21 protein-coding genes are annotated in these 16,374 nt (G+C 65.9%); 10 read left to right on the top strand and 11 right to left on the bottom strand.

Features of this window, described 5'->3' with window-relative positions; genetic code table 11:
* Positions 1-26 precede the first annotated feature (26 nt).
* From EBN03_RS19075 to EBN03_RS19065, 3 genes are all read right to left on the bottom strand, one after another.
* Positions 27-248 (bottom strand): TetR/AcrR family transcriptional regulator, encoded by a 222-nt coding sequence (locus EBN03_RS19075; RefSeq protein WP_122189396.1) that lies wholly within the window; start codon positions 246-248, stop codon positions 27-29.
* Positions 249-347: 99 nt separating this feature from the next.
* Complete coding sequence (locus EBN03_RS19070; protein ID WP_199742871.1) at positions 348-1,853, bottom strand: MFS transporter; 1,506 nt, start codon at positions 1,851-1,853, stop codon at positions 348-350.
* The gene (locus EBN03_RS19065) at positions 1,850-2,212 is read right to left on the bottom strand and encodes a VOC family protein (protein WP_122189395.1); all 363 of its coding nucleotides are present in this window, start codon (positions 2,210-2,212) and stop codon (positions 1,850-1,852) included. Before EBN03_RS19065 ends, EBN03_RS19070 begins: the two co-directional genes overlap by 4 nt.
* Before the next feature lie 75 nt (positions 2,213-2,287).
* On the opposite strand from EBN03_RS19065, the gene EBN03_RS19060 reads away from it, so the two are divergent.
* Positions 2,288-3,334, top strand: a complete 1,047-nt coding sequence (locus EBN03_RS19060) for a sigma-70 family RNA polymerase sigma factor (RefSeq protein WP_122189394.1) — start codon at positions 2,288-2,290, stop codon at positions 3,332-3,334.
* Positions 3,335-3,360: 26 nt separating this feature from the next.
* Here EBN03_RS19060 and EBN03_RS33785 read toward each other — a convergent pair whose 3' ends face one another.
* The 3 genes from EBN03_RS33785 to EBN03_RS19045 all read right to left on the bottom strand — a co-directional run bounded on the left by EBN03_RS33785 (position 3,361) and on the right by EBN03_RS19045 (position 5,695).
* Positions 3,361-3,663: a hypothetical protein gene (locus EBN03_RS33785; RefSeq protein WP_147471636.1), complete on the bottom strand. Its 303-nt coding sequence runs from the start codon at positions 3,661-3,663 to the stop codon at positions 3,361-3,363.
* Positions 3,664-4,233: 570 nt separating this feature from the next.
* Complete coding sequence (locus tag EBN03_RS19050) at positions 4,234-4,839, bottom strand: hemerythrin domain-containing protein (protein ID WP_122189392.1); 606 nt, start codon at positions 4,837-4,839, stop codon at positions 4,234-4,236.
* A 10-nt stretch (positions 4,840-4,849) separates the two neighbouring features.
* Complete coding sequence (locus tag EBN03_RS19045; protein ID WP_122189391.1) at positions 4,850-5,695, bottom strand: NAD(P)H-binding protein; 846 nt, start codon at positions 5,693-5,695, stop codon at positions 4,850-4,852.
* 91 nt (positions 5,696-5,786) lie between these two features.
* On the opposite strand from EBN03_RS19045, the gene EBN03_RS19040 reads away from it, so the two are divergent.
* The gene (locus tag EBN03_RS19040; RefSeq protein ID WP_122189390.1) at positions 5,787-6,269 is read left to right on the top strand and encodes a MarR family winged helix-turn-helix transcriptional regulator; all 483 of its coding nucleotides are present in this window, start codon (positions 5,787-5,789) and stop codon (positions 6,267-6,269) included.
* 161 nt (positions 6,270-6,430) lie between these two features.
* On the opposite strand, the gene EBN03_RS19035 is transcribed toward EBN03_RS19040, so the two are convergent.
* Both EBN03_RS19035 and EBN03_RS19030 read right to left on the bottom strand, forming a co-directional pair.
* Positions 6,431-6,640: a transposase gene (locus EBN03_RS19035; RefSeq protein ID WP_407671173.1), complete on the bottom strand. Its 210-nt coding sequence runs from the start codon at positions 6,638-6,640 to the stop codon at positions 6,431-6,433.
* A 52-nt stretch (positions 6,641-6,692) separates the two neighbouring features.
* The gene (locus tag EBN03_RS19030; protein ID WP_147471635.1) at positions 6,693-6,926 is read right to left on the bottom strand and encodes a hypothetical protein; all 234 of its coding nucleotides are present in this window, start codon (positions 6,924-6,926) and stop codon (positions 6,693-6,695) included.
* Between EBN03_RS19030 and EBN03_RS19025 the strand changes: the two genes are divergently transcribed.
* The 7 genes from EBN03_RS19025 (at position 6,916) to EBN03_RS18995 (ending at position 12,943) form a co-directional block, all read left to right on the top strand.
* The gene (locus EBN03_RS19025) at positions 6,916-7,338 is read left to right on the top strand and encodes a Tn3 family transposase (RefSeq protein WP_199742883.1); all 423 of its coding nucleotides are present in this window, start codon (positions 6,916-6,918) and stop codon (positions 7,336-7,338) included. The two genes, EBN03_RS19030 and EBN03_RS19025, sit on opposite strands and share 11 nt — an antisense overlap.
* Positions 7,339-7,421: 83 nt before the next feature.
* Positions 7,422-8,606, top strand: a complete 1,185-nt coding sequence (locus tag EBN03_RS19020; protein ID WP_122189388.1) for an NAD(P)/FAD-dependent oxidoreductase — start codon at positions 7,422-7,424, stop codon at positions 8,604-8,606.
* Positions 8,603-9,499, top strand: a complete 897-nt coding sequence (sigJ, locus tag EBN03_RS19015) for an RNA polymerase sigma factor SigJ (protein WP_122189387.1) — start codon at positions 8,603-8,605, stop codon at positions 9,497-9,499. The genes EBN03_RS19020 and sigJ overlap by 4 nt, the downstream gene beginning before the upstream one ends.
* Before the next feature lie 525 nt (positions 9,500-10,024).
* Entirely contained in the window at positions 10,025-10,645 is a 621-nt protein-coding gene (locus tag EBN03_RS19010) for a PadR family transcriptional regulator (protein WP_199742870.1), read from the top strand.
* 129 nt (positions 10,646-10,774) lie between these two features.
* A complete protein-coding gene (locus EBN03_RS19005; RefSeq protein WP_122189386.1) occupies positions 10,775-11,500 on the top strand; it encodes a DUF998 domain-containing protein in 726 nt (241 codons plus the stop codon).
* Positions 11,501-11,591: 91 nt separating this feature from the next.
* Positions 11,592-12,137 (top strand): dihydrofolate reductase family protein, encoded by a 546-nt coding sequence (locus EBN03_RS19000; protein WP_122189385.1) that lies wholly within the window; start codon positions 11,592-11,594, stop codon positions 12,135-12,137.
* Positions 12,137-12,943, top strand: coding sequence for an alpha/beta fold hydrolase (locus EBN03_RS18995; protein ID WP_233608466.1), 807 nt, complete (start codon positions 12,137-12,139; stop codon positions 12,941-12,943). The genes EBN03_RS19000 and EBN03_RS18995 overlap by 1 nt, the downstream gene beginning before the upstream one ends.
* 507 nt (positions 12,944-13,450) lie before the next feature.
* On the opposite strand, the gene EBN03_RS33780 is transcribed toward EBN03_RS18995, so the two are convergent.
* Together EBN03_RS33780 and EBN03_RS18980 are read right to left on the bottom strand one after the other, a co-directional pair.
* Positions 13,451-13,711, bottom strand: a complete 261-nt coding sequence (locus tag EBN03_RS33780; RefSeq protein WP_147471634.1) for a hypothetical protein — start codon at positions 13,709-13,711, stop codon at positions 13,451-13,453.
* Between the two features lie 413 nt (positions 13,712-14,124).
* Positions 14,125-14,634 (bottom strand): DUF6508 domain-containing protein, encoded by a 510-nt coding sequence (locus EBN03_RS18980; protein ID WP_122189382.1) that lies wholly within the window; start codon positions 14,632-14,634, stop codon positions 14,125-14,127.
* A 55-nt stretch (positions 14,635-14,689) separates the two neighbouring features.
* Between EBN03_RS18980 and EBN03_RS18975 the strand changes: the two genes are divergently transcribed.
* Entirely contained in the window at positions 14,690-15,232 is a 543-nt protein-coding gene (locus EBN03_RS18975; protein ID WP_122189381.1) for a hypothetical protein, read from the top strand.
* A gap of 640 nt (positions 15,233-15,872) precedes the next feature.
* Here EBN03_RS18975 and EBN03_RS35555 read toward each other — a convergent pair.
* Positions 15,873-15,995: a hypothetical protein gene (locus tag EBN03_RS35555; RefSeq protein WP_267899297.1), complete on the bottom strand. Its 123-nt coding sequence runs from the start codon at positions 15,993-15,995 to the stop codon at positions 15,873-15,875.
* Between the last annotated feature and the right edge of the window lie 379 nt (positions 15,996-16,374).

The raw sequence follows: 16,374 nt of genomic DNA, 5'->3' as shown, positions 1-16,374 counted from the left end.
TGTCGACTTCCTCGATGAGCACGCAATCACCCTACCAGCGGATCTCGGACGGTGATCGTCCGGTGGTGATGCAGACCGAGGCATCGATCGAACAGCTCGCTCGTGAACGCGTTGTAGAGACTGCCTTTCGCGATGCCGGTGGCTTCGGCGAGCTGGGCCGGCGAGTTGTTCGCATAGCCGTGGGTCCAGAAGGTCTCCATGGCGCGGGCGACCACGACCTCCTCGCCGAACGCTCTCGGCCTGCCCATGCACCGACGTACCCGGTTCTGGACCAAGAGGTCAAGAATGTATCTCCAATGCGGTACCGCGTGTTCGCGCAGTCGCCGGAACTGGAGGCTGTACACGTTTCATCGCGTCTCCGCGACCGTTTCGGCCACAGGGTTGCGCATTGTCGGGTCGACACGTTCGAACAACATCACAATCAGCAGGCCTCCGATCACCATCAGTGTTGCCCCGATCCGGAAGGCGAGGGCGTAGCCGGTCGTCACCGCTGCCTCGGCGGGCACGCCGAGGCGGAGCTGGTGATCGGTGTACCGCACGGCGACTGTCACCAGAACAGCGAGGCCGAGCGCGCTACCGATCTGTTGCATAGTGTTCTGTACTCCCGAAGCCAGCCCCGAGTTCTGGGCGGTCACCCCGTGCAGCGCGGCGTTCGTCGCGGCGGGCATCGTGGCCCCCGCGAACATTCCGAACACGATCATTCCTGGCAATATCCCGCTGGGATACGACGTTGCGGTGTCGATGCCACTCGTCAGCAGCAGGCCGGCGCCCGCGCCGATGAATCCGGTGGCGGCCACCGCCTTGACACCGAAGCGCGGCGTCGCCGCAGTGCCGATGCCGATGCCGATACCGATCGCGAATCCCAGTGGAAGCCAGGCCAATCCACTCCGCAGCGGCGAGTAGCCCAGCACATTCTGCTCGAAAAGGGTCAGCATGAAGGTGTAGGAGATGAACGCCGACATGAAGAACAACGACGTGCCGTTGACGACCGACCTGGTCCGGTTGGCGAAGAACGCCAACGGAATCAGCGGATTCCGTACTCGATGCTCGATGAGGACCGTCGAACCGAGCAGGCCGATGCCCGCGACGAGCGACAGCACCACTTGCACGGACCCCCACGGATGGTCAGCCGCCGACAGCAGCCCGAAGACGAGGGCGAACAAGCCGCCGGTCGAGGCGATCGCGCCGGTGACATCGAGCCCGAAATCCTGCTCACGCACCATCCGGCTCTCGGCGACGAGGCGGGGCAGAACAGCCAGGACCAGCACGGCGACAGGAACATTGATGTAGAAGATCCAGCGCCAGGACGCCAGGTCGGTCAGGACGCCGCCGACGATGTAGCCGAGGGTTCCTCCCAGTGCCACCAGCCCGCCCCACAGGCCCAGGGCCTTGTTCCGCTCCTTCGGGTCGGTGAACAGCAGCGCGATCATCCCGAGTGAGGCGGGGGCGGCAACTGCCTCGGCGACCCCCTGACCGAACCGGCCTGCGACCATCATCGCCGGGGCGACGGCCGCACCGCACACGCCCGAGGACACCGCGAACAAGACGATGCCGATCAGCAGCAGCCGCCGACGGCCGAATACGTCGCCCAGCCGACCTCCGAGCAGCAGCAGCCCGCCCGCCATCAGTACATAGCCGTTCACGACCCACGTCAGTCCGGACGGGGTGAAGCCCAGAGTTTCCTGGATTCGTGGCAGCGCGACGTTCACGACGGTCATATCGAGCAGGATCATGAACTGCAGACCGCAGAGCAGGGCCAGCGCCCACCAGCGTCCGGGATCCGCCTGGGTCAGGTCGGCGCGGCCGACAGCAGTCGAACCGGCGTTTTCGGTGGTGGTGTCTTCGGTGGTCATCGGTGGCTCGTCACGCCGATGTGATTGCCGTCGAGGTCGGTGAACACCGCGATTTGCCCCATAGGGGTGGTCCGCGGCTCCATCGTGCGGCGAGCGCCGAGGCGTTCTGCCCGCTCGAGTGCGCGTTCGACGTCGTCGACGGGGAAGTAGACGACGATCCCGGTGTACGGGCTGTCCGCACCCGACTGTCCGATCCCGCCGGTGGCGAGGCTGTCGGGAGCACCCACCAGTGCGTAGGTCTCGTCGAGGGCGTGCACCGGCCACCCGAAGACTTCCTGGTAGAAGCGTTGTGTGCGGCGCGAGTCGGGCGTGGAGATGTCGAACCACGAGGGTGCGTGGTGCTGTCCGTCCGATGTCATGAGAGTCCTCCTCAGCCGGGGGAGGGGAATGTCCGGCGAGTGTATGACTGTGGTTCTGGGGCAGAATCGTCGCTTGTGAGGAAACTTTTTCCCGCGACGGCCCCCGAGACCGCGGCGGAAAGCGAGCGTGAACCGGAGCTGGACCGCGCCCGACACGGGGACCATGCTGCGTTCGCGCGCCTGGTGGGTCCGTTGCGGGGAGAGCTGCATGCGCAGTGCTACCGGATGCTCGGCTCCACGCACGACGCCGACGATGCCGTGCAGGAAGCACTGATTCGAGCTTGGCGCGCGTTCGCGCAGTTCGAAGGGCGTAGCTCGTTGCGCTCATGGCTCTACGCTGTGGCCACCCGAACGTGCCTGGACGTCATCGGCGCTCGGGGCAAGCGGGCCCTGCCCGTCGACCTGGGGCCCTCCAGCGACCGGGCCGTCCTCACTCGTGACCCGTTGAACGATGTCGCGTGGTTGGGCCCGTACCCGGACTCGGAGTTACGTGCCGACCCGGAAGCGCGCTATCAACTGCGGGAAACGGTCGAGCTCGCGTTCGTTGCCGCACTACAGCACCTTCCGGGCAACCAACGGGCCGCGCTGCTGCTGTTCGACGTTCTCGGCTTCTCCGCCGCCGAGGTCGCATCCGCGATGGATACCACCGTCACGTCGGTGAACTCCGCGCTGGCGCGAGCTCGCCGGATCCTCGCCGAGAAGGTGCCCTCGCCCACTCAGCAGCAGACGCTGCGACAGATTGGCGATCAGCGGCTGCAACAGATCGTTGCCGCCTACTGTGCCGCATTGGAACAGGGTGACGCCGAGGCCCTGGTCGCGTTGCTGACCGAGGACGTCACCTGGTCGATGCCGCCGCTCCCGCACTGGTATCAGGGTCTCGACGCCGTCACGGACTTTGTTGTGCAAGTGCCCCTGAGCCGGTGTGGCTCCTGGCGACACATCCCGATCACCGCCAACGGTCAGGCAGCTGTGGCCGCCTACAGGTGGAGTGACGAGGCGAGCGCCTACCATGCTTGGTCGATCAATGTGCTGACCCTGCGAGGCACGCGCATCTGCGAGATCACCTCGTTCCTCGGCTCCGGTCACCTGGTCGCCTTCGGACTGCCGGCCTCGCTGAACTGAGGGCGCGGTCCGCGGCGGGGAGTTCGTCAGCTGGACTTTTCACGCCGTGGAGCAATGGTGTAGCCGAACAACATCAGGAAATCGATGGCAAGGACGACACCCCACGGACCCGGTACCACCCGCAGCGGTGCGGCACGCGCCGTGACTCCGACCAACAGGGTGAAGACAACCAGGACTCCGGCGGCGATGACGTACGCCGCCAGGTGCCGCAACCATTGGGAGCGCGCACGTGCGGCATGGGCGCGGCCGGTCTTGGGTGGCCGGAAGGCGGTGGCCCGCAGGCGAAGCGCTGGCCGGCCGATCTGCGATGTAGCCGGCGAAGAAATCACTCGCCCAGCCGTGGACACCACGGTGGGTCTAGGGGTACTGACCGGGGACGTTAGTTGATGCGGGTGGCCGGTCTCGCGGATCAATTTCGGAGGGGCTGCACCTGTGCAGGTGGGCACAGGCTGCGAGGAGACGTCTGGATTGGATGTCTAGGCCTGACGCCACTCTCGGAGTTGGGCGAGAGCTGTCGATGCGTCGCCGTGCCGCAACCGCCCACTTCTCGGACCTATGCCAACTCGACAAACCCCGACGGTGATCTCGGAAAGGGGGGCTCACCGTGCGATTCCCGGCGAACGATGCGAGAGCCGTGCGACCTGAACATCCGACCGGTTATTTTGCCGGTTCAGGGGTAGTCGCGCAGCGTCAGGTAGACGGGGAGGGTGCGAGGAGCCAGAAGATGAGCACCACCATTGTGATCGTGATCGTCGTCCTGGCGATTGTGATCGTGGCTCGCATCCGACCGAGGTTGACCAGGGTGCCGACACCCGAGGTGTAAGTGCCGCCGCCATCTCCCAACGGCGTTGGGCGGGTAGCGGCTCAGCGTAGGTTCTAGGCGGACTGCGGCCGATCGGTCACTGCCACAGGGCTTTACGCTGATAGCGGCGGGCCCACAGCAGGCGGTCGGCAACCGCCAGGGGACTGGGCGTGGCCGAAAGGAACTGGCGGCGTTCGTCTTCGGTGGTCGCGTCCAGCACCCACGGCACGTAGACGGCGGCGCCGGCGGGACCCTGCGTGCGCGCCATCGCGGAGCGGAACGCCGACCAATCTCGTTGTGTCAGTGACTGATCGATGAGGGGTAACGCCGAGTTCTCCTCGTGGGTCATGTGATCGGTCAGGAGCCCGGTCAGAGTCGCGACCCGATCGCCGAGGCCGGGATCGGCGCGGTCGAGCGCGGAATCCACTGCCGCGAGGGCTGGTTCGAGCGCGGCGTGCTCGGCCTCCATCTCGGCCATCAGGGCGAGACCGGCCGGATCGTCGCTGACCGCGGCGAGGACCCGCGGCCACAGTGCGGTGTCCTCCACGGTGTGGTGGACATGCAGCTGCCGGGTGAAGTTCGCCCAGCCGGCCCGTACGCCGGCGGTCTGTGCGCGGCCGTCGGCGGCGGCTTCGGCGAGCCGGCTCAAATCGCGGCGGAACGCGTCGTGGGTGGCGTACATGACGGTGAAGTCGATGCTCATGATCCGTTCCTCAGTGGTTGTCGAACGCGGAGATGTTGTCGTTTGCCCAGGTAGCGAAGTCACGGGCGGGCCGGCCGAGGAGGGTGGCGACCAGGTCGGTGGTCGGCGCGGGCTCGCGCGCGTAGTCGGCCAGCGACCCGAGCAGGCGGGCCGGAATCTCGGCGGGCAGACCCTGCGCGAGCATGGCGGCCCGCACCTGCTCCGGTGCGACCTCGGTGAACGACAGGTCCCGGCCCAGGGCCGCGCCCAGGATCCGGGCCTTGTCGTGTTGGTTCAGGGACTGGGGGCCGGTGAGCAGATACCGGGCATCGTCGTGGGTGTCCTCCGTGAGCGCGAGCGCGGCGATCTCGGCGATGTCGCGTTCGTGGATCGGGGAGGTCGCGGCTGTTCCGTAGGCGCCACGCACGACGTCGCCGCCGCGGAGCTGAGCCGCCCAGGCCAGCGTGTTGGCCGCGAAGTCGGCGCAGCGCAGTGCGGTCCACGCCATCCCGGAGTTGGCCGCGGCGTGCTCCAACGCTCGGAAGCCATCCGCGAATCGTGGTTCGCCGGCCGGGAATCGGACGGTCAGCGCGGAGATCACGACCACGCGCCGGGCGCCGCGTGCGGCGGCGGCCGCCAGCAGCGCGGGAGCCGTGGCGATCGCGCCTCGGGAGGCGAGCAACACTCCCTCGACGTCGTCCCAGGTGGCCTCGGGCAGTGCGGCGGTTCCCGGATCGCCCTTGATCACGCGGACTCCCGCGGGCAGTTGCGCGGCGCCGGGGTTGCGGGTCACGGCGGTGACGGCGGCACCGGCGGTGTGCAGGGCGTCGACCGCTGCTCGCCCGACGCATCCGGTCGCTCCGATCACTACGAACATGTGTGGACCTCTCGTTGTCGGCGAGCCCCTCGAACTCATCGACTGTCGTAAAATACGAAAGTCATACTATCTAGTTCGAGTTGGAGAAGATATGACTTCCGTATCAAATGGGGGTGATCCGCGTCACCGCCGTCGGCTGGAGACGCGCATCAAAGACGACCTGCGCCGGGTACACGCTCAGCTAGGTCTGCTCAATCGCCAGGTCGGGGCCAGGTTGCGCATCAAGGACGCGGATCTGGAATGCCTGGACCTGATCGCCGCGCACGGGCCGATCGCGCCCAAGGAGCTGGCGGGCCGGGCCGGAATCCATCCGGCCACGCTGACCGGAATACTGGATCGCCTGGAGACCGCCGGCTGGATCGTGCGGGAGCGTGCGGCGGACGACCGCCGCAGTGTCGCGGTCCGTACCCGGCCCGAGCGGCTGGCCGAGATCTACGGTCAGTTCGCCGGGATGAACGACGCCATGGACGAGTTGTGTGCCGAATACTCCCCGGCCGAACTGGAGTTGCTGGCAGGATTCCTCGAGCGGGTAGGCCGCGCGGGACAGATGGCGACGGCGGCGCTGGCCCGGTAATGCAGCGAATTCGGCTGCGGTGCAGCGACTGTGCGAATGCTCTCGCCGTCCGTTACCAGGCCACGATCCACATCGCTGTCATCAACCAGCGGCTCGGAGTCTACCGATCGAACACCGAATGCGGCAGCGTCCGAACCGAGGCAACGAGCTCGATATCAGAATCACCGTGTAGTCGGTGCGGCGGTGTTGCCAGGACGCGCCGGCAGGGTCGCGTCGATCGCGGCGACCAGGCCAGCGTGGCAGGTGACGAGATGGACCCCGGCCAGGCCGCGGGCGACCAGGTGGCGGAACAACGCCAGCCAGCCGCCACCGTCTTCGCCGGAAGTGACTTGGATTCCAAGGATTTCACGGAATCCGCGATGCTGGTACACCACTATGCCGGACACAACTCTGGTGGCGGATCTGGATGTGGGTGCTCCAGCGTCAATTCGATTGTTGCGCAGACAGATCAGCGGTGAGGATTGCTCTCGCGCGCTGGTCGGTCGCGGCCTGCAACTGCTCCGCCGTGAGCCCGCCGAGGTCGACCCCACTGCGCAGAAACGGTCCGAACAACTGCCGGCCCAGTTCCAAGGCGGCCGCGTGAACGGCCGCCAGTGCGGCATCCGTCACCGGCACCGCCTCCACGGAGGCGATCCTGCGCCGGTTCATGAAGGCCAACGCCGCCCACCCCACCTACCAGGCGATGATCGAACTCGGCCGCGCCCAGAAGGCAGTGTTTATGGCCCGCTATCTGGTGTCGAGAGGGCTTCAGCGGGAGATCAACGACGGGCTGAACGTGATCGAATCATGGAACCGCGGGAACTCGATCATCTTCTACGGCAAGAACTCCGAGCTGGCATCCAACCGGCGCGACGAGCAGGAGATGAGCATGCTGTGCCTGAGGATCTGTCGGGCCGCCATGGTCTACGTCAACACGCTCATGATCCAGGACATCCTCGCCGATCCGGATTGGGACGGCGTACTTACCGCCGAGGACGAGCGCGGCCTGACCCCGCTGTTCTGGTCGCATGTACTGCCGTACGGCGAGGTCGAACTCAACATGAATACCCGCCTTGCTCTCGGCGGATGACTCCGACGCTCTCCATCGAGTGCGAGTGGCGCACGTCACGTCGCATCGTGTCATGTCTGGGTGATTCGCGGTGTCTTGAGGGCATGACTGAACACAACACACACCACAAGGTTGTCGTTATCGGCGGCGGCTATGCCGGCACCGTCGCGGCCAATCACCTGCGGCTGCGCACCGACGTCGATATCACGCTGGTGAATCCCCGCCCGAGGTTTGTCGATCGAGTCCGGTTGCACCAGTTGGTGGCCGGTACCGGCGATGCGACCGTCGATTACGGCACGCTGCTCGGGGAGGGTATCGAGCTGGTGGTCGACACCGCCACACGCATCGACACCGCCGCCCGCGCGGTGCGGCTGGCGTCGGGGGGCGCGCTGGACTACGACCACGTCATCTACGCAGTCGGCAGCACCGCGGCGATTCCGTCGGTGCCCGGGGCCGCCGAGTTCGCCTTCCCCGTCGCTGAATTCGAGTCCGCGCAGCGGCTGCACGCCAGGCTCGCCGACTTGCCCCTCGATGCTCCGATCACCGTGGTCGGCGGCGGGGCAACCGGTATCGAAACGGCTGCTGAACTGGCCGAACAAGGTCGCATGGTCGCCCTGGTGTGTGGCGGATGCCTGATGCCGGCACTGAGTGCGCCGGGCCGCCGTTACGTCGCCAGGTGGATGTCGCGACACGGAGTCGGCGTGCTCGAGGCCAGCAGGGTGACCGAGGTTCGACCCGATGCGGTCGTTCTTGCCTGCGGTGAGGTGCGTCCGAGCGCACTGACCATCTGGACGACAGGTTTCGGAGTGCCGAAACTGGCGGCCGACAGTGGGCTGCGCACCGATGCACTAGGCCGGTTGCTCACCGACGAGACACTGACGAGCATCGATGACGAGCGCATCGTGGCGACCGGCGACGCCGCCGCGCCCTCGGACCAGCCGCTGCGGATGAGTGGCCAGGGGGCGGGGCCGCTGGGAGCTCAGGCCGCCAACACCGTGCTGAGCCATATCGCGGGCACCGAACCTGCGGCGATCGACCTGGCCCTGTTGGGAACCTGCGTCAGCCTCGGCCGCCGCGCCGGGATCCGACAGCTCGCGCGCAAAGACGACATCGCGATGAACCTGTACATCGGCGGCCGCGCGGGCGCAAGAATCAAAGAGATGACCTGCAAGATCGGGGTAACCAAAATCCGCCGGGAGGCCCGCAAACCGGGTTCGCTGGCCTGGCTCAAGGGCGGCCCGCGTCCCGAACAATCGGCCTCCATCGCACAATTGGTCACGTCCGCATGACGCCCGACGAGCATGCCGCGCGTTTCACCCTGCTGCGGCCGCTGCTGTTCACGATCGTCTACGAAATCCTCGGCTCGGCAACCGAATCCGATGACGTGCTGCAAGACAGCTACCTGCGCTGGGCAGAGGTAGACCTGACGACCGTGCGTGACGCCAAGTCGTATCTGGCGCGGCTGGTGACCCGTCAAGCGCTCAACTCCGTGCGCGCCAGTACTCGCCGTCGTGAGGACTACATCGGCCCGTGGCTGCCCGAACCGCTGCTGGTCGACGAGCATGACGCGTCGGCGGATCTGGTGCTCGCCGAGTCGGTGTCGATGGCGATGCTCGTGCTGCTGGAAACCCTCACTCCACACGAGCGCGCAGTGTTCGTGCTGCGCGAGGTGTTCGGCTTCGACTATGACGAGATCGCCGCAGCGGTTAGCAAATCCGTGATGACGGTACGCCAGGTGGCCCACCGTGCGCGCTCCCACGTGCACGCGCGACGTAAACGCTTCGAGCCCGTCGATGCAGCGGAGGTCGCGCGAATCACCGAACAGTTCATGACAGCGGCGACCACTGGGGACACGGTCGGGCTGCTCTCGCTCCTCGCTCCCGAGGTCACCTGGACGGCCGACAGCGGTGGCAAGGCCACCGCAGCGCGCCGACCGGTGGTGGGCGCGGAGAAGGTGGCCGCGGTCCTGGTAAATCTGTTCCACGCCAGGCGGCCTACGTCGGACATGCGGATAGAGATGGTCAACTACAGCAACATGCCCGCGATGGTCGCCTACCGTGGCGACCTGCTCGAAGGTGTCTTCCTGATCGAGATCTTCGGCGGGAGGATCACCAACCTCTACGCCATCCGCAACCCGGACAAACTCGCCACGCTGATGGTCCCGCGCCGGATCAGCCGGTAGGGCACAGAGCGTTGCGCTTTGTGGCAAGGCCGTCGATCCGAAGTGTGGTCCTGAGTCCGAACCTCGCAGCAATGCCCGCGGTGTCGGGGTGTTCCGTAAGCCGATGGTCGCCGAGTTCGAGGCCAACCTGACCCGCGAGGGCATGTGACGGTCGGTCCACCGCGTGTGGGAGTCGGTTATCGGTGGATGCAGGTTGCAGCGTATCCGGCCGGGGTCCCCGACTCCAGGCCGCGGTCGACCGCCAGGTGTAGATCGCCGATCCCGAGATCACGCGTGACGTCGGCGACCGGACGCCCGGCCTCGACCAAATCCAGGACCTTGCGCCGAAACTTCGGCGGGTACCCACGCCGTCCCGTACCACTCCTTCAGATCGGGGTGGCACAAGAATCTAGCAACGTGACTCCGGAGAGCCGGGGGAGGCCAACTGACGAGGGGAAGAACACGACTACGAAGCGGTATTCCCGCAATAGTTGATCCTGACTATTTACATCCCTTATAGTTGATGTCAACTAATTGGAGGTCGTGGTGGCGAAACGTCCGGTGCGGAACCTGTTGGGGCTGGCGGTGCTGAGTTATCTGACCGAGCGCCCGATGCATCCATACGAGATCGGTGAGCTGTTGGTCGCTCGCGATCACGCGCGGAGCATCAAGTACAACCGTGGCTCGCTGTACATGGTGGTCAACCAGCTGGTCAGGGCGGGGTTGATCGAGGCGCAGGCGACGATTCGCGACAGCGAGCGTCCCGAGCGCACCGTCTACGCGCTCACCGGTGCTGGGCGTGGCGAGCTGTTCGATTGGCTCCGGGAGCTGATCGGGCAACCCGCGCACGAGTATCCGCAGTTCGTGGCCGCGTTGTCGTTGATCGGGGCGCTGCATCCGGACGAGGTGGTGGCTTTGCTACGCCGCCGCCAGGCCGCGCTCGAGCAGCAGCGTGCCGAGATCACGGAGTCGGTTACGGCCTGCTTGGCGCAGGGGCTGCATCCGCTGTTTCAGGTCGAGGAGAACTACCGGCTGGCCATCCTCGAGGCGGAACTGGCGTTCGTGGCGCGTTTCATCACCGACATCACCGATCCCGAGACCGGGTGGGGGCCCGAGTGGGCCGCGCACCACGCCCGCCGCGACCCCGCTGCCGCGTCCGAACCGTGAGCGGTGATCGCGCCAGGCCTCGACATCGTCAGTGGAGAGAACACGGCGCTGTGCCCAGTTCGCGTAGCCGGAACGTGACAGTTCCGGTTGCCACCTCCGGTTTGCCCTGTTGATCGAGGAGCTGTACCCATGCCCGAATCTCGCGCTGGACGCGAAGTCGCCATGCCCACCGCGTCCTTCGCCGTGGCCCGCTGGCCGCGGTTGCTGTCACTGGCACTGGCACTGGCTGCCGCGCCGGTCGGCTTCACCGCCGTCTGGATGGTGCTGGGCGTGCTGAGCCCGGGCTACACACTCTTCGGCCACCACTTCCGTCACTACTCCGCGATCAGCCAGCCCATCAGCGGGCTCGGCATCGGCGCCACCGCGCCCTATATGAACGCCGCCTTCATTGTCACCGGCGTACTCGTCCTCGCCGGTGTGCCGGCGGCCTTCGCCACCGTCGACCATGCCGATCACCAGCGGCGCAGCTGGTCGATCGCACTGTTGTCCGCAACCGGCGTGGGCATGATCATCGACGGCTTGTTCACTCTCGCCCAGCCGATCCCGCACCTGCTCGGATTCGCCTTCGGCATCCTCGTTCCCGTCGTCGCATTCCCGGTGGCCGGCGGCTATCTGCGCGAAGCGCCGCGGTGGCAGCGGTTCGGCCGCCGTCTTCGCTACGCCGGGCCGATCACTCTGGCGCTGATCATTCTGTTCTTCCTCACTTTCCGCGCTACCCCCGATGCCGCCGAGCACGGTATCAGCGGAATCGTCGAGCGCGTGCTGGTCACCGAAGTCCTCGCATGCTTCGCCGCACTCGGCTGGCACGCTACCCGCACAGCCGTCGATCCCGACACCGAGGAGACACGGCAATGAATATCATCCGCACATCCAACCCCACGCTCACCGACTGCCGTCCCCTGGCCTGCGGTGCCGTGAGTTCGACCTACGTCCGGCCGGACGTGGCATGAGCCGCCGCATCACCGCCAACGTCTACCTATCCCTGGACGGCGTGGTGGAAGCGCCCGAGAACTGGCACTTTCCGTATCACGACGACGCGACCCAGCAGGCGGTGACGGCGGGGCTGCAGGCCGCCGACACCCTGCTGCTCGGGCGTAAGACCTACGATATCTTCGCCGCCACCTGGCCGGACCGGGACGGGGAAATGGCCGACTGGTTCAATTTCACCCCGCGGCTTGTGGTGTCGTCGACACTGCGGGATCCGCAGTGGAAGAACACCACCGTGCTCGCGCCCGAGCGGCTGGTCGAGGAGCTCAGCGAGCTCAAGCAACAGCCAGGCCGCGCGATCGCCGTGCACGGCAGCATCAGATTGGTCCGGACGCTGCTCGACCACGGGCTTCTGGATGATCTCGTTCTCATGCTGCACCCCCTCGTCGTGGGTTCCGGGCAGCGCCTGTTCCCCGAGAACGGCCCGAGACTCCCCTTACGACTCCGCGCCGCAACCACTTTCGGCAGCAGTATCCAATCCCTGACCTACAGCAAGGACAACTGATGGAGACCAGCATCGGCACCGTCGACTCCAAGGACGGCACCACGATCACCTACACCAGATACGGTTCGGGCCCGGCCGTCGTCCTCGTGGACGGTGCGCTCGCCGCCCAGGAATTCGGCCCCAACAAGGCTCTCGCCGAGGCTCTTTCGAGCCGGTACACCGTCTACACCTACGACCGGCGCGGACGGGGCGGCAGCGGCGACAACCGTCCGGTCGACGTCGAGCGCGAATTCGAGGATCTCGACGCGGTCATCGGCCTGGGAGCGGAACCGGTGATGCTGTATGGCATTTCGTCGGGCGGCGGTCTGATCTTGGACTGGCTGTTGAGCGGGCGATCGGCACGCAAGGTCGCCCTTTACGAGGTGCCGTTCGTGGTCGACGACACCCGCCCGCCGCTGCCTGCCGACTATGTCGAGCATCTGAATTCCCTACTGGCACAGGGCAAGAGCGGTGCCGCGATCAAATACTTCATGCGGCAGGGCGTACGTCTGCCTGCCCTGATGGTGGCCGCGTTCCCGTTCTTCCCCGGCTGGAGTCATCTGAAGACGGTGGCCCCTACCATGGCCTACGACATCCAGTACGTGGCCGAATTCCAGCGGGGCCGAGAACTTCCCACGGCTCGCTGGGCCGGGCTCGACCTGCCGGTCACCATCATAGTAGGCAGCAAAAGTCCCGCCTGGATACGCAATGCCAACGCAGCACTGGCCGCGGCGATCCCGGGTGCCGAGCACCGGATCCTGCCCGGCCAAACCCACCTGGTCAAAGCCGCTGCCCTGGCACCGGCGCTGATCGAATTCTACGGCTGACAACGGCACGGCCCAGCGTGGCGGCAGTGGCATGAGGTTGCCCCCGAATGGTGGACAGGGAGCTGAGGGTGGTTCAGGCTGCTGCTGGTGACAGCGTGAGTTCGTAGCTGTCGGGACTGCGGCCGTCGAGGGCGGAACACGATCGCCACGGGGTGGTTCAGTCCGGAGCTGTTGAGGGACAGCCGCTTACTGAGCGTGTGAAGTCGTTCCGGAGCGTAGAGGAAGTTCAGCCACTTCACCGGTTCGCCCTGGCACGAGGCGTTCCACTCGATGTTCGGGTCGACGCCTCGGTCGGCGTAGCTCTGCATTAGGACAGCGATTTTCGCTGCGGTGTTGAGCAGAGTTCCCAGCTTCGTCGCAACCACCAGGACACCACCACCGATACTGATGCGGGATTCGGTCTTGCCGTGGGCCTCCGGTATGACCAGACGGTAACGCTCGCCCGAGCCGTGGTGGTCGGCCTCGAGTTCCTCGCCGGCCTCGCGGACGATGACTCGGATGCGTTCGTCAACGTTGTATATACAGGCCCCACCATGCTTGTTGCTTCCGTCGTGGCGTGGGTTGCGTCGGAAGTGTGGCTGGCTGCTGCCGCTTGGTCTCGGTCGGCTTGGGGCTGACCGGATGGAGCTCGGCATCGCATCCAATGCAGCGGATGTCCTGATGGCGCCATTCCGGGTTGGCGGAGATATCCTTGGCGCCGATCCGTACTGCGCCGATTCGGGCTTCGGGCATCGCGACATTGGCCCTGTGCTCCTGAACGTCCCCCATGTGTCCACTATGACCGAAGGCTCGGGTCTGTTCATCGAATTAGCCTGCGGGGCAGAGTGATTCGGTCGAGTGGCAGAGCGACGGCGTGAGAAATCGCGTGACGTGGTGGTCAGGGTAGCCGCCGCGGCCGAGCACTCCGGGGTTCGACGTCGCCGGTGAACGCCACCATGGTGACGAAGAGCGCCGGCCTCCTCGGGCGCTTGCCCCGCTGGGACTTCGAAGAGTAGCCCCGCACGTCCGACTGACCGCCGTGAGCATGTCATGTGGCCGGTTCCAGCTCCTGAACTGTCACCCTGACGTCGGCCATTCGGGTTCGAAATAGTGCTGCAGGGCCATCGAATCCTGTGCGTGTCCGGAGGATATGACCGGATGGATGCGACAGAAGGGTGCTGGGCCCGACCGATGACCCTGTTCTATCTCGTGCGCAGGTTGCCGATCCATCGCGATAACCGCGACCGGCCCGAGGGCGCGGAGACGTGCCTGTCGCGGAGGTCGGCTGTGTCGTCGTACCACCGGCGGAGGCAGAGGACCGCGGCCTGGAACCTGCCGTCGTCGAGGGCCCGCCCGATCGTGCCGTCCCGGTGTCGCTCGCACCGCGTGATCGCGGTCAGCATGCGGCAGGCGTCCGCAACCGGTGCACCCGCCAAAGCTCGCCCATCCTGATAGTTTCGGACGCCTTCCCATTTTGGCCAATCGAATTTCACCAGCGAGTTCACCAGGAACAATCCCTGCTGGACGCGCATCACCGCGTCGCTGTAGACCGCGTAGGGCATGCACAGAGACCCGTCGGCATTGGTCATGCGGGTCTCCCACGGGCTGGGTTGCTCGTCGAGCAGATCGTCCACCGCGGACCACAGCAGCTGCCAATGCTCGGGCTGTGCTCCGAGCATCTGCTGCTCGATGTCGGAATCGCTGGGCTCCACGTCGGCATGGTAGCGATGCGCGTGCCAGGTCGGCTCCTGGCGGTCCGCGGCAGGTATGGGGATAGCGATTCTGGCTGCGTCAGCTGCGATCGGCGGGGTTGTGATCGGCCGCTTCTGGGATACGCGAGTCGAGTCGGTGCGCTGGAAACGAGACCAGCGAGCAGCGGGCTACCGCGCCCTAGCCGAGCAGTTCCAGCTGGTCTGCGAAGTGCTGCGAGCAATGGCACTCACGAACCCGTCCACCGCGAAATACGGAGCCCGTGTCGACGACGTCCGCCAGAACGGGTATCAGGGCTGGGACAGCGCCTACACCGCAGTCTGGCTGTACGGATCGCCCGACGTGGTGGCCGTGGCGTCCAGCTTGGACGCCGAGATGACCCGCTTGTTCTACCGCGTCTGCGAGCAACACTTCGATGTGTCGGGGTGGCAGCGAGAAAGGATTGCAGCGCGGGAAGCGTTCGAGAGCTACATCTTCGCCATTCGGCGCGAGATCCGACTGCCGCAGGTAGACGCACGCTTCTTCTCCTATGTCCACGAGCCTCCAAGTTCCAGCCCGAAGAAGAAATACCGCTCGGTCTTGCGCAGGGTGATCAACTGAGCGGTTCCACCGGAGCAATGACTGACATCTGTGCGCCGCAACCGGTTCCGGCTTGTCCTGGCTTATTGGATCTGATCCAAGAGCGCAGCTCTGACCTGCGGTGGACCCGAGGACGAGTTTCACTCGGGGTGGCACAACGCCCGCGATCGAGCGGAGGCTGGCTCGCGCCGGCAAAGCTCGCACCGAGCCTGTCGCGACCGGCTGGGCCGCCACGGGCGGTTCCGAAAACTCTCGTCGTAGTCGCATCCATCCGTTCCCTCTGGGACTGAGCGGGCCTCGCACCCGACCGAGGTCGACAAGCGCGCCGATACTCGAGGTGCACGTGGAACCTCTACCGCATCACGGCGCCCGGCCGGTGCCGACTCAGCGTGCCAAGAGGTCCTTGTTCACCCGGCTCATACCCAGATCTCACTGTGCCAAGAGCGTGCCAAGACAGGGCCGAACCGGCCGGACAGGGCAGCACCGGACGGATGAACCGCCTCCGTTCCGCCACGGATCGACGACGGTTCCCCAGCATGAATTCGGGTCCTGTGGCGGTGGTCCCGGCCCACGGACCACGCCCGTCGGGGCTTGCAACCGCGGTGATGGGATCGCCCCCCAGCAGGGCTTCTGCCTGCACAAACACATAATTCGCAGCCCCCTAACGGACGGCCCGCCCGGCGTGCGAATGGCGGGCCGGCCACCAGTACCCAGCCCACGACACCACGACCGCGATCACCACCAGCACCCGCACCAACTCCAGATCACTGCGCGGATACAGCACCCCGGTGATGTAGTGGTCGATTGAGGTGACTCCGGACGATCGATGCCGGTACGCCCCTCGACCTTTCGCCGCGTACCCCATTGGTTGGCTGAGTGAAAGCTGTCCGCTGGTGCGGCCGGAATTTCTCGATGTGTCGCTACGTCGACATGCCGCGTGTGCACTCAGGGCTGCTGAAGGTTTGCTGGCCGACTGACTCGGACCGTCTTTGTGACAGTTTTTGTGACAGTTTTGAGGGTGATCCCCAGTGATCCGGACACAACCGAGGTGAAACTCCGCCGACCGGGCCGGATACCGATGTCCCGGTACACCCGAGGTCAGAAGGTGTATCCGGGTCACCAGTGATCATCCGGGCTCACGTAAGGTTCCGGCTGAGCTCACC

This window comes from Nocardia stercoris, from assembly GCF_003696265.1.
GTDB lineage: Bacteria > Actinomycetota > Actinomycetes > Mycobacteriales > Mycobacteriaceae > Nocardia > Nocardia stercoris.
The sequence above is the reverse complement of the archived record's forward strand: the minus strand, read 5'-3'. Positions and strand labels throughout refer to the sequence as shown.